We start from the raw sequence: 19,137 nt of genomic DNA, 5'->3' as shown, positions 1-19,137 counted from the left end.
CTCAATTGTAATCATTTCGATTTGATCGCGTTCATTTATTTGATTGTTCTTTCATCTATCGATTCACCTCAACCTATATTTAGAAAGTAGTTGATTGTAGTGTAGGCGGCGACTCCTGCGGGACAAGCGTGACGGCCGATACCCCGCAGGAGCACAGCGACGAGGAGGATTGGCCCACGCCCGCGGAAAGCGTCCGCCGAAACGGAAATCAACTAACCTTATTTTCAAAAGCAATTAATTTTATTTTATAAGAAAAAAGACTGTAGGCAAACTCGAAAATTCGAGTTTGTCTACAGTCTGACACCTTGAATCAGTATTCAAGGTGTTTTTAGATGAGGAGAATATGAATCATCCAATAATAGATAGATACCGCTTACCAAAGACTATAATGTAAGTTCGGTGGTCACCTATAATTCTTATTATTCAATTTCACACGACTGTATTACTGATAATCGTCAGAAAACCGTTCTTTGACGCGCTATTCAATAATTCATCGATGGATTGCAACGCGTTGTCGGGGAATAGATACCACTGGTTTGCAGTTGCATCGTAAAGTAAAACTTCGGGGTATCCTTCCAGAGTTTCAGCAGGAAAAGAACCAACTAGAGAATAAATATCGTAACGTTTGATGCTCTTGCCCTCTAAATTCATAAAATCATATTGGCCAACTTTATAATACGACCCTGGGTGATCCAGGTCGATATGCCATGAATAGTTGGCAGGAGCTTCAACCTTTTGGCCTTTATTCTCCATAAGAATATCGTAAAACGCTTTATTGTAGGAATTCCCTTTCATTTGCTGTACTATACCGCCCATTGTCATATGGTATTCATGCTGTATTGCAGCTATTTTTATCGTATTGATAACCAATGGTTTGGTCGTTACAGTTACTGTGAAATTTTTGTAATTTACACTACAGTCGAAGGTTTCTGCAAGGAAGCGAATTGGAACTAAAGTTCTTCCATTCTTGATATATGGCTCTACGTCAAGCTGTACTGGTTTACCATTTCTTAATACTGTATGGCTATTTTGTTTTAAGATAACCTGCATATCATCTTTAGTAAGCGTAATCGTCGAACCCGACCAGTGAACGTTGGCCCCAAGATTTTCACTAATAACACGCAATGGTACCATCGTCCGGTTATTCCGAATTTCAGGTTCCATATCCGAAGGAATGCCAACACCGTCAATTACGATTCGAGTGTTTGCAGCTAAAGGGGATATGGAAGTAATGAGTAGTAATAATACGATGAAAACTCCCGAGAAACATTTTTTCATAGCTTACACCCCCTATTATAAGTATTCTTGAATCTACTCTTGGCACTTTATTGTACTTCGCTTTACCCATCAAATTGTTTGGCTAGTACAATTTTTACTTACCTCAAAAGTGGCTCATTCCTGTTTATTCGATTTTTTCACCGTCTATTCCTCCTTTTTATACTTATTTTAAGCTAAGAAACAGAACATTTTGTTTAAAAACAGCTTCCCATTTCATGAAGCATCAGGAGTTCCCTTTCCATTGCACAGTTCGTCACTTAATTTCCCGCAGGCTTTCTCCCCTTTTGCTATTTTTAAGACCAAGCTCAGTCATATGCAATTCATGAAGTCTTGACAAGATCAATTTAAACAAACAACTAGGAACTTAATTGCCCGGTTACTTGACGAACTACTTTGTAGCAATTCCTTTATCGTACGAGGGTAATTAGACCCATAATAAAAAGCGTTTAATAGATACATAGTTACTACAAAACATCGTACTATTGTCGATATATATAATGCATTTTCTTTTTATTGGCAATAAGTAGTATGCCGATTGATATAAAAAATGCCATAAGAATGATCATTTTAGATAGAAGGGAGGGATATTTCTTTGAATGAAGAATACATAGGATTTGCACTTTTAACATTAACCGTGTTGATTGCTTCGTTTTTGTCATTTGGTAGTTGGACAATTTTTGCAGCCCTAAAAAGTACTGAAAGAAATAATCGGCTAAAAAACAAAATAACTATTACATTATTTTCAACTATTCTATTTGCCGTTTTTTTACCATCAACTGCATCGCAAGCAAAAAATGAAACAAACTATCAATTATTTGGTTCTAGTATAACAAATGACAATATGAAAAAATGGGAGCTAATTTTCAATACAAATATTAATGCAAAGACCGTTAACAGCAACTCAATTTATGTCATGCAAGGCGCTAATAAAGTTAATGGAACGTCCTTAACTGTTGGTCCAGATAAAAAATCTGTAAAGATTATGCCACCAGACCAAGGTTATTCTTTCGGTCAGTCATATACAATCTATGTTGAAGATACGATCAAATCAAATACCGGAAATAAGATAAAACAAAAGCTCGCATATGAATTTTCTGTACAGGAACTCGATTATAATCAATATCACTTTGATGATTACTTTGAAAAAGTAGAATGGATAAATCGTTCTGGAGTTGTGTCATTGAGCATTTATCCAAAAACTTATATTGTTAATAAACCCGTTGGTCATGAACTATTGAAACATAAAGAACTTTCGTTTCAATTGTTAAACGAACGATTTAAAGATGATTCTAGATGGAAAAATAATGAATCATTAAAACAACAATTTGCATGTCATGTCGATTTTGCTGGAACTAGTAAGGTTCCATGGAATATTGAGCCTCATCGGACAACAACAAATTATTGGGATGTTATTGTTGGTAATTGTAACCCTAATTAAAGAGAAAAATCTATACCAAGAGAGCATTCATTTGTTTTCTTGGCTTTTTTGTTTACTATAAGTCATTACCCTTTCCTTTTTAATTTGTAGCTAAGCAAAAATTAAATACCAGGGGAAATGTATATCCAATATTATAAATATCGAGCATATACCGGCCCATCGATTTGGAAATGAAGACTTAAAAAAACAAAAAACGCCTCCCTAAACAGTCGCGAAAAACCGTTTAATTAGGCGTAATATATTACGTAGTATTATTGATATTTAAAACAATTTTACCGCACATTCTCCGCTTAGCTTTACGCTAGAAAACCAGACTCATCGCGATTAGCTTGCCACCAATTCAATCCGGATCTTGTCCGCGATCATGGCGATGAATTCTGAGTTCGTTGGTTTTGATTTCAGGTGGTGGACAGTGTAGCCGAACATTTGCGATATCGATTCGTAATTGCCACGGTTCCAGGCAACTTCGATGGCATGACGAATGGCACGTTCCACACGTGAAGGCGTTGTCCCGAATTTTTTCGCGATTTCAGGGTAAAGGATCTTTGTAACCGACCCTAATAATTCAATATCATAGTATACCATCTGGATAGCTTCTCTTAAGTAAGAATAACCTTTAATATGTGCTGGGACACCAATCTCTTTAATAATTGCCGTAATTGTTGTATCTAACTGACGCTGATTCACTTTAGCCTGTCCTTCGGGTTGAAGGATACTTTGCCTTTTTACGCTTTCAACTTTCTGTCCGGCACAGTGCAAGATCTTTTGCACAAGTTGGTCAAACTCAAATGGTTTTAACATAAAGTAGGAAGCACCATATGTAACCGCTTGTTTCATGACATCTTCTTGTCCAAAGGCAGTGAGCATAATTACTTGCGTTTTTGAAAATCCATCATCACTATACATCGCTTCAAGAACACCAAGCCCATCCAAATGAGGCATGATAATATCTAGCAGTAAAACGTCCGGATGAAATTCTTCTAACATTTTAATACAAAGTTTCCCGTTTGATGCAGTAGCTACTACTTCGATATCAGGATGATTCTCAAAAAACTGCTCCATCGTTCTGACTAAATCGCGGTTATCGTCGGCTATTGCCACTCTTACTTTCGCCAAGAAAATTCCCCCTTAGATTATAAACAACACATATTCTACTTTAATAGTATCCCATTTCAATTTATGCCACAGATTTACTATACTTGACAACTCTATTTTCGACATTTTTAATGAAAAACCTTTTTTTCAACTAAAAATAATTATGTAGTATGATTGTTTCTTGTTGAATCGACATATTTTTATGAATGACTGACTGTACCGACACGATTGACTGTGTCGGAAGTCACTCGTCCGCTCATACATAACCTTTATTTTAATAAAAAAAAAGGAAAAAGACTATACTTTTTAAAAACTATAGTCTTTTTCCCTTATAATTCTTATTCCGGTTTTTTCTTCAACATTTCATTTACTGTAATTGCAGCACCTTTTGATGGCTGTTCGACAAACATATGGGTCACTGCACCAACAAATTGACCGTTTTGTATAACTGGGCTGCCACTCATACCTTGTAGAATGCCGCCTGTTTTTTCAAGGAGTTCTTTATCGGTTACTACGAATTGCAGGAAATTATCATCAATCTTCACGATTTCAATTTCAAATGCCTCTACTTCTGAACCTTCAATCGCTGTATAAATTTCAGCTTTTCCTAACGCAATTTCATCATCTTTCATTATTTCAATCGGTTTTCGTAAATTATTTTTTAATTCGCTCTCCCAACTACCAAAAATACCATATAAGTCATTCGACTTCACATTCCCTAATCGAATGTTGTTATTTTCTATAACCGAGATCTTATAGCCTGGATTTCCCGGGCTGCTTTTCTTTATTTGCTCTATGGAGGCTAGGAATATCGACCCATCTGTAAAGTCTGGTGGTTCATTTAAAACACCATCAATTATCTGATGACCTAACGCGCCATATTGTTTCGATTCTGGATCTATAAAGGTTAATGTCCCGATGCCATCCGTTTCATCTTTCAGAAAGGGCAAAATATTGTTTGCCTGCTCGCTTGTCAGTGATATATCACGAGGCTCTTGCGCTTTTTGTTTAACGGATAACGTAAGCTCTTTAGTGCCTAATTGTTGTTTTATTTTATCAACTGATGATACTTCCGAGCCGTTAACTCCTTTGATTACATCACCTTTTTTCAGCCACTGACCATTTGGCAGCAGCACATCATGAGCGACGTAAACAAATGGCAATTGTAACTGTATCCCAATTGATTCGCCCATCGGAATTAATTTTTTCGCAAAAGCTTCAGCATTTGGCGATAAAATGAAAACCATGAGCAAGATAAACGTAAACAGATTACGCAAATGGCACTTCATAGTCCACCTCCTTTAAGATTTGTACATTTACTATGTGTCACTTGTACATCAATAATGAGAGGTAAATATTTGTCGTGGGATTACTCAAAAAAGGTGGAATAAAGGAGTAGCTTGTTATAACTACTCCTTCAACTACATGACAAATATTTTCAAACAATAAAAAAACAATTGCATTTAAACGATTAATTTTTCATTTCTTCTTTTCTTACAGTGGCAAGTTTCAAAAGTTCGGAAGCATGTTGCAATGTGAGATCGGTTATTTCTGAACCGCTCATCATCCGACTAATCTCTTCGACACGATTCTGTAGATTGATATTGGAAACCGTGGTATAAGTTCTATTTTGTTCCACTTGCTTACGGATTAAATAATGCTGATCTGCCATTGCCGCAACTTGTGGCAAGTGGGAAATACACAGTACTTGCGAGGAGATTGAGATTGCTGCGATTTTTTCAGCAATCGCCTGTGCAACCCGTCCACTGACTCCTGTATCAACTTCATCGAAAATAATGGAAGTGATGCCGTTGGATGAAGAAAACATCGTTTTTAATGCCAACATAATACGGGATAACTCTCCACCTGAAGCAATTTTCGGCAATGATTTAGGTGGTTCGCCGACATTTGTTGATATATAGAATGATACATAGTCTTTCCCATTGGAATCAAAACTATGTAAGGTTTCAAAATTAACAAGAAATTTCGCTTTTTCCATATGTAAATCACGCAATTGCACCATGATTGCTTCACTTAATTTTAGTGCACTTTGTTTTCTAACTTTTGTCAGTGAAAGTGCAAGCTGGTCCAGTTCTTTTTCCATCTTACCTAATTTCTTCTCGTAATTTTGAATCGTTTCATCACGATTTTGCAGTTGTATTAATTCATCCTGGATTTTTTCAAGATAATTCAATATTTCCTCGACTGTATTTCCGTATTTTCTTTTCATCGTCTGATATTGAGCTAAACGATGTTCCACCTCATTTAACCGTTCTGCATCAAATTCAAGATCATCAAGCACATTTTTTATTTGATAAGCTGCATCTTGTAATGAATAAAATGCCGAACTAACCGTTTCGGAGGATTCCTTGAATTGTTCATCCAACTCAACAATATCCTCCAGCGCATTCATTGCATCACCGATATTATCCAGGCCTTTTAATTCACCGGATATCGATTCATAGGCAATATTGGCTCTTTCAAAAATTTTATGGAAATTTGATAATCGTCTGCGTTCTTCAACCAATTGTTCTTCTTCACCGATTATGAGGTTTGCTTCCTCAAGCTCATTAATTTGGAACAGATATAGATCAATTCTTTGAGCAAGTCGTTGTTCATCTATATTGATGGATGCAATTTCACGCTTGAATTCTTTGTATTCCTGATATTTTTCAGTGTATTTTTCTTTTAATGGCGCTAGCTCGGAATGTGCAAAATGATCCAGTAAATAGATATGTCTTTTCTCATCCATTAGTTCCTGGCTCTCATGTTGCCCATGAATGTCAATTAAAGTTGAGCCAATTTCCCGAAGGATTGAAAGTGTGACCAATTTCCCGTTTACACGACATACACTCTTTCCATTCTCGTTAATATCCCTATGAAGAATAATCATTTCTTCCTCACATTCAATTCCATATTCCTGAAGCTTCTCATAAATAGGATGTTTTTCATTTAGGATCATAAATAAACCCGTTAACTCGGCTTTCTTGGCACCATGCCTGATAAATTCGAGTGATGCTCGTCCACCCGCCAGCAGATGAACAGCGTCAATAATGATGGATTTCCCCGCACCGGTCTCACCTGTCAAAACTGTCAGTCCTTCAGAAAAGTCCACTGTTAAATCATCAATGATTGCGAAGTTGCGAATACTTAGTTCTTTTAACAAACATACATCACCTCTAGAATTTGGTTTATGCTATGTACATGAGAATTATTTCATGCATAAATGATTATGCGTAAGAGTTTTAAGTGACTTTGGTTCATGGATCAAATTAAACCAATTATACGCTCTTTAATCATTTCACGGTCTTCTTCACGGCGACAAATGATTAAGATGGTATCATCGCCAGATAGTGTTCCCAATATTTCTTCCCATTCTAAATGGTCGATCAACACAGCTATCGCATTTCCGTTTCCGGGCAGTGACTTCAACATTAAAAAGTGGGCTACCCCATCAATACTGACAAACGAGTCCGCTAACGCTCTTTGCAATTTTTGCAGAGGGTTAAATCGTTGATCTGCAGGTAAACTGTATTTATATCGACCATCCTGCAGCGGCACCTTTACCAGATGCAATTCTTTTATATCTCGCGAAACCGTCGCTTGTGTTACATTATACCCAGCTTGTTTTAATCGATCTACCAAATCATCCTGTGTTTCTATTTCATTATTTGTTACAATTTCCCGAATGCGCATATGGCGTTGACCTTTGTTCATACCGTTCACCTCTTATGAATATTAATGTATATTTATACTAACATTTCGCCTAAAAAACCACAAGAAAAAGTGGACAGTCCCTATTCCAGGGCCATCCACTTCTAGCTGATCAATTCAATTTAATTCACTATGAGCAAGGTCCACTACTTCCTTGAAGTTCGTGAAGGGCACAATTTCTTGACCTTCTTTTGGGTTTACTAAATGGAACAAAAACTCGATATTCCCTTCGCCACCGGTAATAGGAGAATAAGAAGCATCCTTAACAATGAAACCAGCTTTTGTCGCCATACTTGCGGTTTCTTCAAGTACATCTAAATGTACTTTTGGATCTCGTACAATCCCCTTTTTCCCCACGTTCTCTCGACCTGCTTCAAACTGTGGCTTAACCAACGCCATCACGTCTCCACCTGGTACGAGAATTGTTTTCAAGACAGGCAAGATAAGCGAAAGTGAAATAAAAGATACATCAATGGAAGCAAATTCAGGTAAGCCCTCTGTAAAGTCCTCGGGTTTCGAGTATCGAAAATTTGTTTTTTCCATAACTGTCACTCGTTCATCGGAGCGGATTTTCCATGCCAATTGGTTGGATCCTACGTCAAGAGCATAACAGTGCTTTGCTCCATTTTGCAAGGCGCAATCAGTAAAACCTCCTGTTGAAGAGCCAATATCCAACATCAATTTGCCCGAAACCGACATATCAAATATTTCTAAGGCTTTCTCCAGTTTAAGACCGCCACGGCTGACATATTTCAACTGCGATCCTTTAATTTGCAGAGGTGCATCAATTGAAATTTTCTCGCCCGCTTTATCGATCCTTGTTTCATTTGAATAAACAAGTCCCGCCATTATCGAGCGTTTTGCTTTTTCCCGAGTTTCACATAGTCCTCTTTCGACAAGCAAAATGTCCACTCGTTCTTTCATCTGTTTTGTCATACTAATTTAGTTCCTATTACTTTATCACTTTTGACCAATTGCTCGATTCGGGCAATTGCTTCTTCTTTTGTAAGATGAATCTCCTCTAAAAGCTGATCAACGCTTCCTTGTTCAATAAACTGGTCAGGTATTCCCATACGATCAACTTTAACATCATAGTAATTGTTTTCGCTAGCAAATTCCAGCACTGCACTGCCAAAACCGCCTTGCAGCATTGCTTCTTCGATAGTTAGAATCGGCATTTTTTTGGCAAATAATTCATGCAGCATGTCCTCATCAAGCGGTTTTATAAAACGTGCGTTGACGATTTTCACATCGATTCCCAACACAGCCAACTGTGCTGCTGCCTCCATGGCCATAGGGATTGTTGTGCCAAATGTCAGGATACATGCATCTCTTCCATCCTTTAGGACTTCCCAGCTGCCGATTGGAATGGTTTTCATCTCTTCATCCATAGGAACACCCAGACCATTGCCGCGCGGGTAACGCAGAGCTATTGGACCATCGTTATACTCAAACGCTGTTTTCACCATATGTTGACCTTCATTTTCATCCTTGGGCATCATTAATACCATGTTCGGTAAATGACGCAAGAATGAAATATCGAAAACACCCTGGTGTGTCTCACCATCAGCTCCGACCAACCCTGAGCGATCGATTCCAATTACAACATTTAAGTTAGGTCTGGCAATATCATGTAGCACTTGATCATATGCACGCTGCAGGAAAGTGGAATAGATTGCTAAGTACGGTTTCATTCCTTGAGTGGCAATTCCTGCTGCCATTGTTGTTGCATGCTGTTCAGCAATCCCGACATCAAAGAAACGATTCGGGAACTCTCGTTGTATCCCTTCCATCTTCGATCCGACTGGCATTGCCGGCGTAATGGCAACAATTCTCTCTTCATTGACCATCAGCTTGCGGACAGAATCAGAAATTAGATTACTCCATCCGGGTCCCGTTACCTTTGATTTGACAAAGTCGCCTGTTTCCATTTTGTAAGGGCCTGTTCCGTGCCACGTACCTACCGTATCTTCTTCTGCTGGTTTATAACCCTTGCCCTTCTTTGTAATGACATGAACAATAACAGGGCCTTTGACTTTTTTTGCATACTCCAATGTTTTATCCAATGCTTCAAAATCATGGCCATCGATTGGACCTAGATATTTAAAGCCCATTTCTTCGAAAAACACACCCGAGACAACAAGATATTTCAAACTATCTTTTACACGTTCGGCTGTACTTGCAACTTTTCCGCCCAGCACTGGAATCTTCTTCATAAGAACTTCCAATTCTTCTTTGGCTTTGGAATACTCTTTGGCTGTTCGCAGACGCCCTAAAATGCTGTGGAGTGCGCCAACATTTGGTGCAATCGACATCTCATTATCATTCAGTATGACAATCATGTTCTTTTTTTCGTGGCCTATATGATTCAGTGCCTCCAGCGCCATTCCGCCTGTTAGTGCACCGTCCCCGATAACCGGGATGACATAATTTGTTTCCTTTTTAATATCACGCGCAATGGCCATCCCCATAGCTGCTGAAAGTGAAGTCGAACTATGGCCAGTTTCCCATTCATCGTGCTCACTTTCTAATCGTTTTGGAAACCCGCTAAGCCCTTTATATTGACGCAATGTATCGAACTGATCGGCACGGCCCGTTAAGATTTTATGAACATAGGCTTGATGTCCAACATCCCATAATAATTTATCTTTGGGACTGTTAAAAGCTTTATGCAATGCAATTGTTAATTCAACTACACCAAGGTTCGGACCTATATGTCCCCCTGTCACCGAACATTTCTCAATAAGGAACGAGCGGATTTGACGACTTAACGTCTCCAGCTCTTTATTCGTCATATTCTTTAAAAAGGATGGACCAGTAATTTTAGTTAAATCCATCTCTCACACACCTTTTCATCATAATTATTCTAAGAAACGCAAGCGACTCGCCAAGCTCCAATAATGGAACCTTCGAATTTTTCCCAGCATGATTTCCATGCGTGGATGGAAGCAAAATCTTCCAAAAAGTTAGCCGCCGGTGCCAAACATAAATAAGAAAAACGTATTTACTATTATAACAGTGAAAACTCCGATTCAAAAGAATTTCCTTTGAATTAGTTGGTTCTTTTCACAATATACCTAGCAAATTCTTCCAATAACGACGTATCCTTCCTGATTTTGGCAAGTGCTGAAACGGCTAAGCTAAAATGCTCTTCCAGTTTTGCATTTGCTCCTTCAAGCGTCAAAAGTGCTGGATATGTGCTCTTATGGCTTTCAACATCTTTTCCCGCCGTTTTGCCAAGCTCTTCACTTGTTCCGACGATATCCAATATGTCATCTTGAATCTGGAACGCAAGGCCAATATGATGTGCATATTCGGCCAAAGCGTCTCGCTCCTCTTTCGTAGCATCCGACAGAACGGCACCGGATTCAATGCTAAATCTCAGTATTGCACCGGTTTTGTTAATATGGACTTCCTCAAGCTCCGATAGATTTAAACGACGGTTTTCCCCATCAATATCTAATACCTGGCCGCCAACCATACCTTCTGCGCCTGAGGCAATACTCAACATATTAATTAACTCCACTTTTTTAAGGGGTTCCACGTTTTCAAGTCTCGCAAGCACCCCGAAACTTAAAGTATTTAGTGCATCTCCTGCAAGTGTTGCTAACGCTTCCCCGAACACCACGTGGTTCGTTGGTTTCCCACGTCTCATATCATCATTATCCATACTCGGCAGATCATCATGAATAAGAGAATATGTATGAATCATTTCCACTGCAGCCCCAACCGTAAGAGCTTCATGTTGCTTATTATGAAACAAATCGCACACTGCTACTACAAAAAGCGGCCGAATTCTTTTTCCTCCTGCTTTTAATGAATAGAGCATGGATTCTGTTAATGTCTCTGGAGCTTTTATTCGTTCAACCAGATCATATAGCTCTTCTTCTATTTTAGGTAAATTGTCATCAATAAATTGTTGCAACTGTTTTGACATACATTAATCCTCTCCGTTCACAGGTTGAAATGGTTGCTTTTCACCTTGGTCATTCACGATGGATATTAACTGGTTCTCCGCATTCGAAAGCTTTTGATGGCAATAATGGGATAATTCCATACCTTTTTTGTACAAATCAATCGCTTCTTCCAGTGGCACATCACCAAGCTCCAATTTACGCACAATTTCCTCTAGCTCCGACATTGCCTCTGCAAATGGTTGTTGCTTCTCCATGTATTATTCGCCTCCCTTTTGTTCAAGCGTATTTAAAATTTTCGCTTGTGCTTTTCCATCATGGAAATGAATCATAATTTCATCATCTTTTGTTATCTTTGCAATTGAATTTACCACTTGTTCACCCTTATACGCGACACTATATCCTCTTGTCATAATGGATAGGGGATTTAATGCCTCCAGGGTACGTATGTTTGACAGATACAGATCTTTCTTTTTGTCTATGAGAGATATAATGGAACGCGAAAGCATTCTCGTCATTTGTTCGATTTGCTTATGATTCGATTGAATGGCATACTGCGGTGAATGCAGCTTGATGGCCGTCACGAGCTTTTGCAGCTCATTTGATTTTTTCATTAAATACACTTGGGATGCTCTACCTAACTGCATATCCAATTGGATGACCTTCTCTGTAAAAGGACGATAAAGTCGTTCAGGTGTTGCTAATGGATAAGCACCTTGAACTTTATTCAAACGTTGTCTCTCATACTGTAATCTTTGGGAAGTCATCTGGTGCAGCAAAGACCTGCTGCGCAACAATTGCTGCATTAATTCATGTTGATTGGGCACGGCCAACTCCGCTGCAGCTGTTGGTGTTGGTGCACGAAGATCAGCTGCAAAATCGGCTATTGTCGTGTCTGTTTCGTGTCCAACCGCACTTATAATGGGGATGCGGCTTTCAAAAATCGCCCTTGCGACAACTTCTTCGTTGAAAGCCCATAAATCCTCGATCGACCCTCCACCACGTCCTACTATTAAGACGTCGCATAGTTGTTGTTTGTTCGCTAGCCGAATATTTTCGACAATATTAGGTGCTGCATTGTTACCTTGAACAATCGTTGGATAAATGACAATTTCCGCCAATGGGTAACGTCTTGAAATAGTCGTGCAAATATCTCGGATAGCCGCCCCTGTTACTGCCGTAAGTACGCCGACCGTTTTAGGAAATTTCGGTATCGTCTGTTTAAACTTGGGATTAAATAACCCCTCTTTTTGGAGCTGCTCCTTTAGCTGGTTGAAGGCAACAAACAACCCGCCTACTCCATCCGGTTCCATCGTATGGGCATAGAGTTGGTAATTCCCGGAGGATTCATAGACAGATACCTCACCACGAATAAAAACCTGCATTCCTTCTTCGGGTTTGAACTTCAGCTTACTTGCTTGCGTCCGGAACATGGCCGCATTAATCCTTGCGTCCGTCTCCTTCAAGGTAAAGTAAATATGGCCTGAACTATGTATTTTGACATTGGAAAGCTCACCCTTTACATAAACTTCACGTAAATGTGGGTCAGCATCAAATTTTCTTTTGATATATTTCGTTAGCGCTTTTACGGTTAAATAAGAAGACGTTGTCATATGTACGGCTCCTTCATTGGAAGATTAAATTCATTCAGAAATTTGCGATTTCACCAAGAAGGTGAATCCGATTTTCTTCAATAGAAAAGCTGTTTCTCTTTAGAAAAACAGCTTCTTTTTATATTCTACATGTTTTTAGACTATTTGTCCTGCAATAGTGTCTTCCGTGCAGACTGTACAGTGTTGTAGAGCAGCATTGTGATTGTCATCGGCCCCACTCCGCCAGGAACAGGTGTGATATGTGATGCAACTTGCTCTACTTCGGCAAAATCGACATCGCCTATCAATTTATTGTTTTCGTCGCGATTGATTCCAACGTCGATTACAACTGCACCAGGCTTAACATGTTCTTTTGTAATAAAATTAGGTCGGCCGACAGCTGCCACAATGATATCTGCTTGTTTTGTGATGGATGGTAGGTCGGGTGTTTTTGAATGTGTATATGTAACAGTAGCATCTTTTTGGAGAAGCAGTTGGCCCATCGGCTTACCGACAATATGGCTTCTTCCGACGATAACCGCATGTTTTCCAGCAATGTCGACTTTTGCGTATTCAAGTAATTTCATTACGCCAAATGGAGTGCATGGTAAGTACGTTTCTTGTCCAAGCATCATTTTCCCCACACTAACAGGAGAAAAGCCGTCAACATCTTTTTCAGGAGAAATTGTCGCAATGACTTTATCTTCATTAATGTGTTCAGGTAACGGTAATTGAACCAAAATTCCATGAATACTCTCGCTATTATTCAGAAATCGAATTTGTGCAAGCAATTCGTCTTCCGAAACTTCTTTCGGTAGTTTAATCAATTCAGAATAGATTCCGATCGCTTCACAAGATTTTTGTTTATTTCTTACATAGGTTTGTGAAGCAGGATTGTCGCCAACCAAAATTACGGCCAAACCAGGGGTAACACCCTGATTTTTCAACTTGGATACTTGTTCGGCTACGGATTGACGGATTTCTTGCCCAATTTCTTTTCCATTGATAATCATTGCATTTGACATTTGCTACATCCTTTCAAACGACTATTGTTGTGTGAATTTAGATAGTACACCATTTACAAATTTACTCGATTTTTCGTCACCGAATGTTTTGCAGAGTTCAATTGCTTCGTTCAAAACGACACGGTTCGGAGTATCTTGCATATATTTCAATTCATATAAAGCAATTCTTAATACGGTTCTTTCTATTTTAGGCAAACGGCCCAATGACCAGTTTTCCAGGTTTTGCGTAAGCTGTTCATCAATTTCTTCCAAGTTTTCTGTAACGCCGTGTACTAACTTTTCAAAAAATGTATCTGATTCCTCTTCGTTCAGTACGTGGCCAATTGCTTCCTGTAATGTTAGATCTGTATTATCTAACTGAAACAGTACTTGCACTGCTTTTTCGCGCGCATCATGTCGTTTCATGTATAAATCTCCTTCATTGGTAACATTAGTTTTTATAATAACATATTTTAGCTTTTCGAACAGCGCTTCAATCAATTCGACCTAAAAAATTTATCATTATCCAATTTGCATTCTATTGACCCTAAAGGCTGATTTGCTTACGATAGAGTAGAAATGAGGTGTTTTAATATGTGGAAACAGTATGTGAGTGCATTAATGGTCGGAGCTTTAATTGCCATTTTCAAGCTTCCTCTTATGTTGGCAGTAGTACTACTTATGTTCATATCTCTATGGATTATGGGTGAATTTCTCTATGTTGTGTATCGTTCAACCAATATGAAAAAGGTTGAGAAGTTCATCATTTCCAAGAAAAAGGAACCTATCTATCAATATGTCTATACCCAAGGCTTTGGTTCGTTGGAAGAACAAATTTTAGCCCTTGATAAAATAATACAAAAATATAAACAGCCTCATATCCATTATTATTATTCTGCGTTACGGGAACTACTCTCCGATAATTTTGCCGAAGCATGGAGTGCGGCAGAAAAAATTGGAAAAGAACCTTTTATGAGCTATACGAAAGCAGTAATCAATGTAAAAACAGGGAATATACAAAGTGCAAAAAGCTATAAATTCGATAAAGAGTGGATGGCCGTAGCAATCATGGCGATGATAGCAGCGGAGAACAAGGATAAGGAAGCTTTCGAGCTGCACTCTACCGATGCGATTGATGCTGCCAGAGGTGTGCAAAGGCTAAGTCTCATTTATTCCTTCAAAGCGATGGATATCTAACTATTACATATTACTTTTAATGTCTGCCATAGATATTTGCTAAAGTAGATTTTCAGAAAAAAGCGCCATCCATTTAGATGACGCTTTTTTCCAACCATTAAACCTAAAATTGAGATATCTTCCTTGAATCACTTTTTAAAAGTTTGTGCGGCTTTTACTGCATTTTGCCATCCACCATATAGATTATCTCTTATTTCCCCTTCCATTTTCGGCTCAAATTTCCCGTCGAGATCCCAGTACTTGCTAATCTCTTCTTTGCTTTTCCAATACCCTACTGCTAGACCCGCTAAATAAGCTGCCCCCAATGCGGTTGTCTCATTGATCGCCGGACGCTCAACCGGAACATCCAAGATATCTGACTGGAATTGCATAAGGAAATTATTTTTCACCACTCCTCCATCAACCCGCAGTGATTTAAGCGAAATTTCCGAGTCCGCCTCCATTGCACTGAGTACATCTTTCGTTTGATAAGCCAATGACTCCAAGGTTGCCCGGATAAAATGTTCCTTTGAAGTACCACGTGTTAATCCAAAGACAGCACCACGGACCTCGCTATCCCAATACGGGGTACCAAGACCAACAAATGCCGGAACGACGTAGACACCTTCACTGCTTGTCACTCTTTGAGCATATTGCTCGCTCTCGGAAGAATGCCGAAGCATCCTTAAGCCGTCACGTAACCACTGGATGGCAGAACCTGCAACAAAAATACTTCCTTCTAGGGCATACTCCACTTTGCCGTCGATACCCCAAGCGATGGTTGTGAGTAATCCGTGATGGGAGCGCACCGCTTTTTCTCCTGTATTCATCAACATAAAGCACCCTGTGCCATAAGTATTTTTTACCATACCGGATTCAAAACATGCTTGACCAAATAGAGCTGCTTGTTGGTCCCCTGCAATTCCAGCTATTGGGACTTCTGTTCCGAAGAAATGCTTCTTCGAGACATACCCATAAACTTCCGACGAAGGTTTAACCTCCGGCAACATCGATTTCGGAATGCCCAGAATCTCCAACAGCTCTTCGTCCCACTTTAATTCATGGATATTATACATCAGCGTTCGTGAGGCATTTGAGTAGTCGGTGACATGAACGTTGCCTTCTGTCAGTTTCCAAATAATCCAAGTATCAATGGTCCCGAATAGCAATTCCCCCTTCTCGCTCTTTTCTTTTGCCCCTTCAACATTCTCAAGAATCCATTTCACTTTGGTACCCGAAAAATAGGGATCGATCAGTAGGCCCGTTTTTTCGCGGAATATATCCCCATAACCAGCTTCGTTTAATTCATGGCATAGTTCGGCAGTTTGGCGTGACTGCCAGACAATCGCATGATAGATTGGTTCTCCAGTGGTCTTATCCCAAACGACGGTTGTTTCCCGTTGATTTGTTATCCCAATGCCTGAGATTTGCTCGGAACGAATATTTTTTTCTGTTAAAACAGTTGCAATGACGGAAAGAATGGAACTCCAAATTTCATTCGCATTATGTTCCACCCAGCCAGCATGTGGGAAGTATTGTTTAAATTCCCTTTGTGAAATATGTTCCACCTTTCCTTCTTTATTAAAGAGAATGGCTCTTGAAGATGTCGTTCCTTGATCCAAGGATAAAATATACTGTTCCATCAACTTCCCCTCCATGTTGGATTATGTATTGGTTTACTATACATTCTATTATTATTAATAGATTGACAAAAACAAAGGATAATAAACCTAAAAAAAGGATGTCATATTTGACATGCTCCCAGATTGTTGACAAAGGCTTCCATCCCTCGTTGGTTATCTCGTTCGCCCATCAGTTCTATTCGGCACTTCACTATACTGCCCACTTGTATCGTTATTCCAAGGGACAACCTAAAAAACGTGTAGACAAAGTCAATTACGACTTTGTCTACACTCAAAGACCATTGTTATTTGAATACTAATTTGCACATTCTAGATAATCTTCACACTTATTTACCCAACACAAGCACTCATGAAATTAATCCGAGAAAATCAACAAATGCCTATTGCTTCCTATCTGAAGCTTCATCTTTAATTTCTTCCCGTAACCCTTCTACTGCCTCTTTGCGACGTTTATTTTTCGCTTGGATTTTAGCCTTTTCTTCCTGCCCCGAAAAAGCAAGGGTTTCTTCTGCTGCTTCAATATTTTCTAAAGTATTGTGTACAATAGCTTGCAACTTTTCAACATTATCGGATCTGTCGTCTGGATTTGGTTTGTGATATTTTGACATATGAAAAAGCCTCCTCTAAAATTCAAATTCTGATTTAGTTTGGTATCAATTTGAATGTTTATACGTTTTTCATTTCCATTTATTTTGAGGCAAAAAAATACCACAAAGGTTCTTTTCATCCCTCTGTGGCATTTATTTAACTACTCTATATCTTTTGTCTGTTCGAATTGGATAGCCGTAATATGAACGTTCACTTCGTTCGTGTCAATCGAAGTCATGTTCAGTATAGCTTGTCTAATTACAGTTTGGACTTCCCTTGCTACCTTTGGTATTGAAAACCCATATTTCACCGAACAAAATACGTCGATGACAATTTGTCCTTCTTCGGTAATGATAGCTTTGACACCCTTGGAGTGCACTTTTTTACCAAAACGTTCAGCTACGCCTGAAGCAAAATTACCTCTAGTTGCAGCAACACCATCAACCTCGGTTGTCGCGATGCCTGCAATCACCTCGATTACTTCCGGAGCCACTTCTATTTGACCAAGTTCTTCTTTACCAGAAGGAGTTGGTTGTATGAAAGCTTTTGTTACTTTCTCAGCCATCTTCTTCATCCTCTCTTACTTCATAAATCTGTCTAATGAAACAAACAAAACAGCACTTACAAAGTCATCTATTTGAATTCATTATACATCATTTTACTTCAGAGCGCCTTAAGCGGACACTATAATTTCCAAATTTCATTAAACTTCCTTCCAAACATTCGAAAGCAATTCATAAGACTTTTTTCGTGCATCGATGCTGTATATAGGACTATTAATCATAAGTTCATCCATTTCCCGATGTTGCATAAATCCAACCAATTGGTCAAATACTTTTTGAGGTGAGCCGAAGTAAGTATATTTCAATTGTTGAAGAACAACTTTCTTTTGATCTTCTGTCCAAAGCCCGGCCATGTCCCGTGGAGGTTGAGTTTTCCCTCTTTTCCCCTGGATGATGCCCAAAAATTGCTGGAATAAGGTGCTAGCCAAAAATTCCGCTTCCTCATCTGTATCTGCAACGACTGCATTGATTGCCACCATCGCATATGGCTTATCAAGCACGTTTGATGGTCGGAAATTTCTTCTATAGGTGTTCAGTGCATCATCTAACAAATCCGGTGCGAAGTGACTTGCAAATGAATATGGCAAGCCCAATTGACCCGCTAATTGTGCGCTATAAAGGCTTGAACCTAATAGCCATACAGGAATCGACATACCCATCCCCGGAACAGCAACTACAGGACGCTCTACATCTTCAAAATATCCTCTCAACTCTTCGACTAGCCGGTCAAATTCATACGCGCCCCGATCATCCCGACGCAAGGCCCGGGCGGTTAACATATCCGATCCCGGCGCTCTACCCAATCCTAAATCAATGCGTCCAGGATACATGGATTCAAGCGTGCCAAATTGCTCTGCCACTATTAATGGGGAATGATTCGGCAGCATTATACCACCCGAACCAACACGGATGGATTTTGTGCTAGCTGCTAAATACCCTATCAAAACAGCAGTTGCTGAACTAGCAATTCCCTTCATATTATGGTGTTCCGCCACCCAATAACGGTTATACCCAAAGTTTTCTACAGCTTGAATTAATTCCCTACTATTTTTAAATGACTCAGCAGGCGTACTGCCTTCTAGCACCGGCGCTAAATCAAGTACTGATAATTTTGGCAACATAAATATGTTTC

General features: G+C 39.2%; 18 protein-coding genes. 2 read left to right on the top strand and 16 right to left on the bottom strand.

Translation table 11 applies throughout. The features are described 5' to 3' along the window. Nucleotides 1-429: 429 nt before the first annotated feature. A complete protein-coding gene (locus tag CD33_RS15575) occupies nucleotides 430-1,278 on the bottom strand; it encodes a copper amine oxidase N-terminal domain-containing protein (protein ID WP_036202072.1) in 849 nt (282 codons plus the stop codon). 592 nt (nucleotides 1,279-1,870) lie between these two features. Between CD33_RS15575 and CD33_RS15570 the strand changes: the two genes are divergently transcribed. Continuing rightward, nucleotides 1,871-2,716 (top strand): DUF2599 domain-containing protein, encoded by an 846-nt coding sequence (locus tag CD33_RS15570; RefSeq protein WP_036202071.1) that lies wholly within the window; start codon nucleotides 1,871-1,873, stop codon nucleotides 2,714-2,716. A 324-nt stretch (nucleotides 2,717-3,040) separates the two neighbouring features. Here the strand turns inward: CD33_RS15570 and spo0A are convergent, their stop codons facing one another. From spo0A to nusB, 11 genes are all read right to left on the bottom strand, one after another. Beyond that, nucleotides 3,041-3,832, bottom strand: a complete 792-nt coding sequence (spo0A, locus tag CD33_RS15565; protein ID WP_036202070.1) for a sporulation transcription factor Spo0A — start codon at nucleotides 3,830-3,832, stop codon at nucleotides 3,041-3,043. A gap of 317 nt (nucleotides 3,833-4,149) precedes the next feature. After that, entirely contained in the window at nucleotides 4,150-5,100 is a 951-nt protein-coding gene (locus CD33_RS15560) for a SpoIVB peptidase S55 domain-containing protein (RefSeq protein ID WP_036202069.1), read from the bottom strand. Nucleotides 5,101-5,282: 182 nt separating this feature from the next. Next, the gene (gene recN, locus CD33_RS15555; RefSeq protein WP_036202068.1) at nucleotides 5,283-6,977 is read right to left on the bottom strand and encodes a DNA repair protein RecN; all 1,695 of its coding nucleotides are present in this window, start codon (nucleotides 6,975-6,977) and stop codon (nucleotides 5,283-5,285) included. A 101-nt stretch (nucleotides 6,978-7,078) separates the two neighbouring features. Continuing rightward, nucleotides 7,079-7,528, bottom strand: a complete 450-nt coding sequence (gene ahrC, locus CD33_RS15550) for a transcriptional regulator AhrC/ArgR (RefSeq protein WP_036202066.1) — start codon at nucleotides 7,526-7,528, stop codon at nucleotides 7,079-7,081. Nucleotides 7,529-7,642: 114 nt separating this feature from the next. Further along, nucleotides 7,643-8,461 carry a TlyA family RNA methyltransferase gene (locus CD33_RS15545; protein WP_036202062.1) on the bottom strand — a complete coding sequence of 273 codons (819 nt, stop codon included), beginning with the start codon at nucleotides 8,459-8,461 and terminating at the stop codon, nucleotides 7,643-7,645. After that, entirely contained in the window at nucleotides 8,458-10,362 is a 1,905-nt protein-coding gene (dxs, locus tag CD33_RS15540; RefSeq protein ID WP_036202058.1) for a 1-deoxy-D-xylulose-5-phosphate synthase, read from the bottom strand. The genes CD33_RS15545 and dxs overlap by 4 nt, the downstream gene beginning before the upstream one ends. 215 nt (nucleotides 10,363-10,577) lie before the next feature. Then, complete coding sequence (locus CD33_RS15535; protein ID WP_036202056.1) at nucleotides 10,578-11,462, bottom strand: polyprenyl synthetase family protein; 885 nt, start codon at nucleotides 11,460-11,462, stop codon at nucleotides 10,578-10,580. Between the two features lie 3 nt (nucleotides 11,463-11,465). Then, a complete protein-coding gene (gene xseB / locus CD33_RS15530) occupies nucleotides 11,466-11,696 on the bottom strand; it encodes an exodeoxyribonuclease VII small subunit (RefSeq protein ID WP_036202053.1) in 231 nt (76 codons plus the stop codon). Between the two features lie 3 nt (nucleotides 11,697-11,699). After that, complete coding sequence (gene xseA / locus CD33_RS15525) at nucleotides 11,700-13,052, bottom strand: exodeoxyribonuclease VII large subunit (RefSeq protein ID WP_036202050.1); 1,353 nt, start codon at nucleotides 13,050-13,052, stop codon at nucleotides 11,700-11,702. 140 nt (nucleotides 13,053-13,192) lie between these two features. Then, on the bottom strand, nucleotides 13,193-14,056 hold the full coding sequence (gene folD / locus CD33_RS15520; protein WP_036202049.1) for a bifunctional methylenetetrahydrofolate dehydrogenase/methenyltetrahydrofolate cyclohydrolase FolD: 864 nt from the start codon (nucleotides 14,054-14,056) through the stop codon (nucleotides 13,193-13,195). A 21-nt stretch (nucleotides 14,057-14,077) separates the two neighbouring features. Continuing rightward, nucleotides 14,078-14,461, bottom strand: coding sequence for a transcription antitermination factor NusB (gene nusB, locus CD33_RS15515; RefSeq protein ID WP_036202047.1), 384 nt, complete (start codon nucleotides 14,459-14,461; stop codon nucleotides 14,078-14,080). A 168-nt stretch (nucleotides 14,462-14,629) separates the two neighbouring features. Between nusB and CD33_RS15510 the strand changes: the two genes are divergently transcribed. After that, a complete protein-coding gene (locus CD33_RS15510; protein WP_036202043.1) occupies nucleotides 14,630-15,232 on the top strand; it encodes a hypothetical protein in 603 nt (200 codons plus the stop codon). A 128-nt stretch (nucleotides 15,233-15,360) separates the two neighbouring features. Here CD33_RS15510 and glpK read toward each other — a convergent pair whose 3' ends face one another. From glpK to CD33_RS15490, 4 genes are all read right to left on the bottom strand, one after another. Continuing rightward, on the bottom strand, nucleotides 15,361-16,854 hold the full coding sequence (gene glpK / locus CD33_RS15505; protein ID WP_036202040.1) for a glycerol kinase GlpK: 1,494 nt from the start codon (nucleotides 16,852-16,854) through the stop codon (nucleotides 15,361-15,363). A 380-nt stretch (nucleotides 16,855-17,234) separates the two neighbouring features. Further along, entirely contained in the window at nucleotides 17,235-17,462 is a 228-nt protein-coding gene (gene tlp, locus CD33_RS15500) for a small acid-soluble spore protein Tlp (RefSeq protein WP_036202038.1), read from the bottom strand. A gap of 140 nt (nucleotides 17,463-17,602) precedes the next feature. Beyond that, nucleotides 17,603-18,007: an Asp23/Gls24 family envelope stress response protein gene (locus CD33_RS15495; RefSeq protein ID WP_036202036.1), complete on the bottom strand. Its 405-nt coding sequence runs from the start codon at nucleotides 18,005-18,007 to the stop codon at nucleotides 17,603-17,605. Nucleotides 18,008-18,145: 138 nt separating this feature from the next. Continuing rightward, on the bottom strand, nucleotides 18,146-19,126 hold the full coding sequence (locus tag CD33_RS15490) for an LLM class flavin-dependent oxidoreductase (RefSeq protein ID WP_084591387.1): 981 nt from the start codon (nucleotides 19,124-19,126) through the stop codon (nucleotides 18,146-18,148). Nucleotides 19,127-19,137 lie beyond the last annotated feature (11 nt).

This window comes from Ureibacillus sinduriensis BLB-1 = JCM 15800, from assembly GCF_000772955.1.
Classification (GTDB): domain Bacteria; phylum Bacillota; class Bacilli; order Bacillales_A; family Planococcaceae; genus Ureibacillus; species Ureibacillus sinduriensis.
The sequence above is the reverse complement of the archived record's forward strand: the minus strand, read 5'-3'. Positions and strand labels throughout refer to the sequence as shown.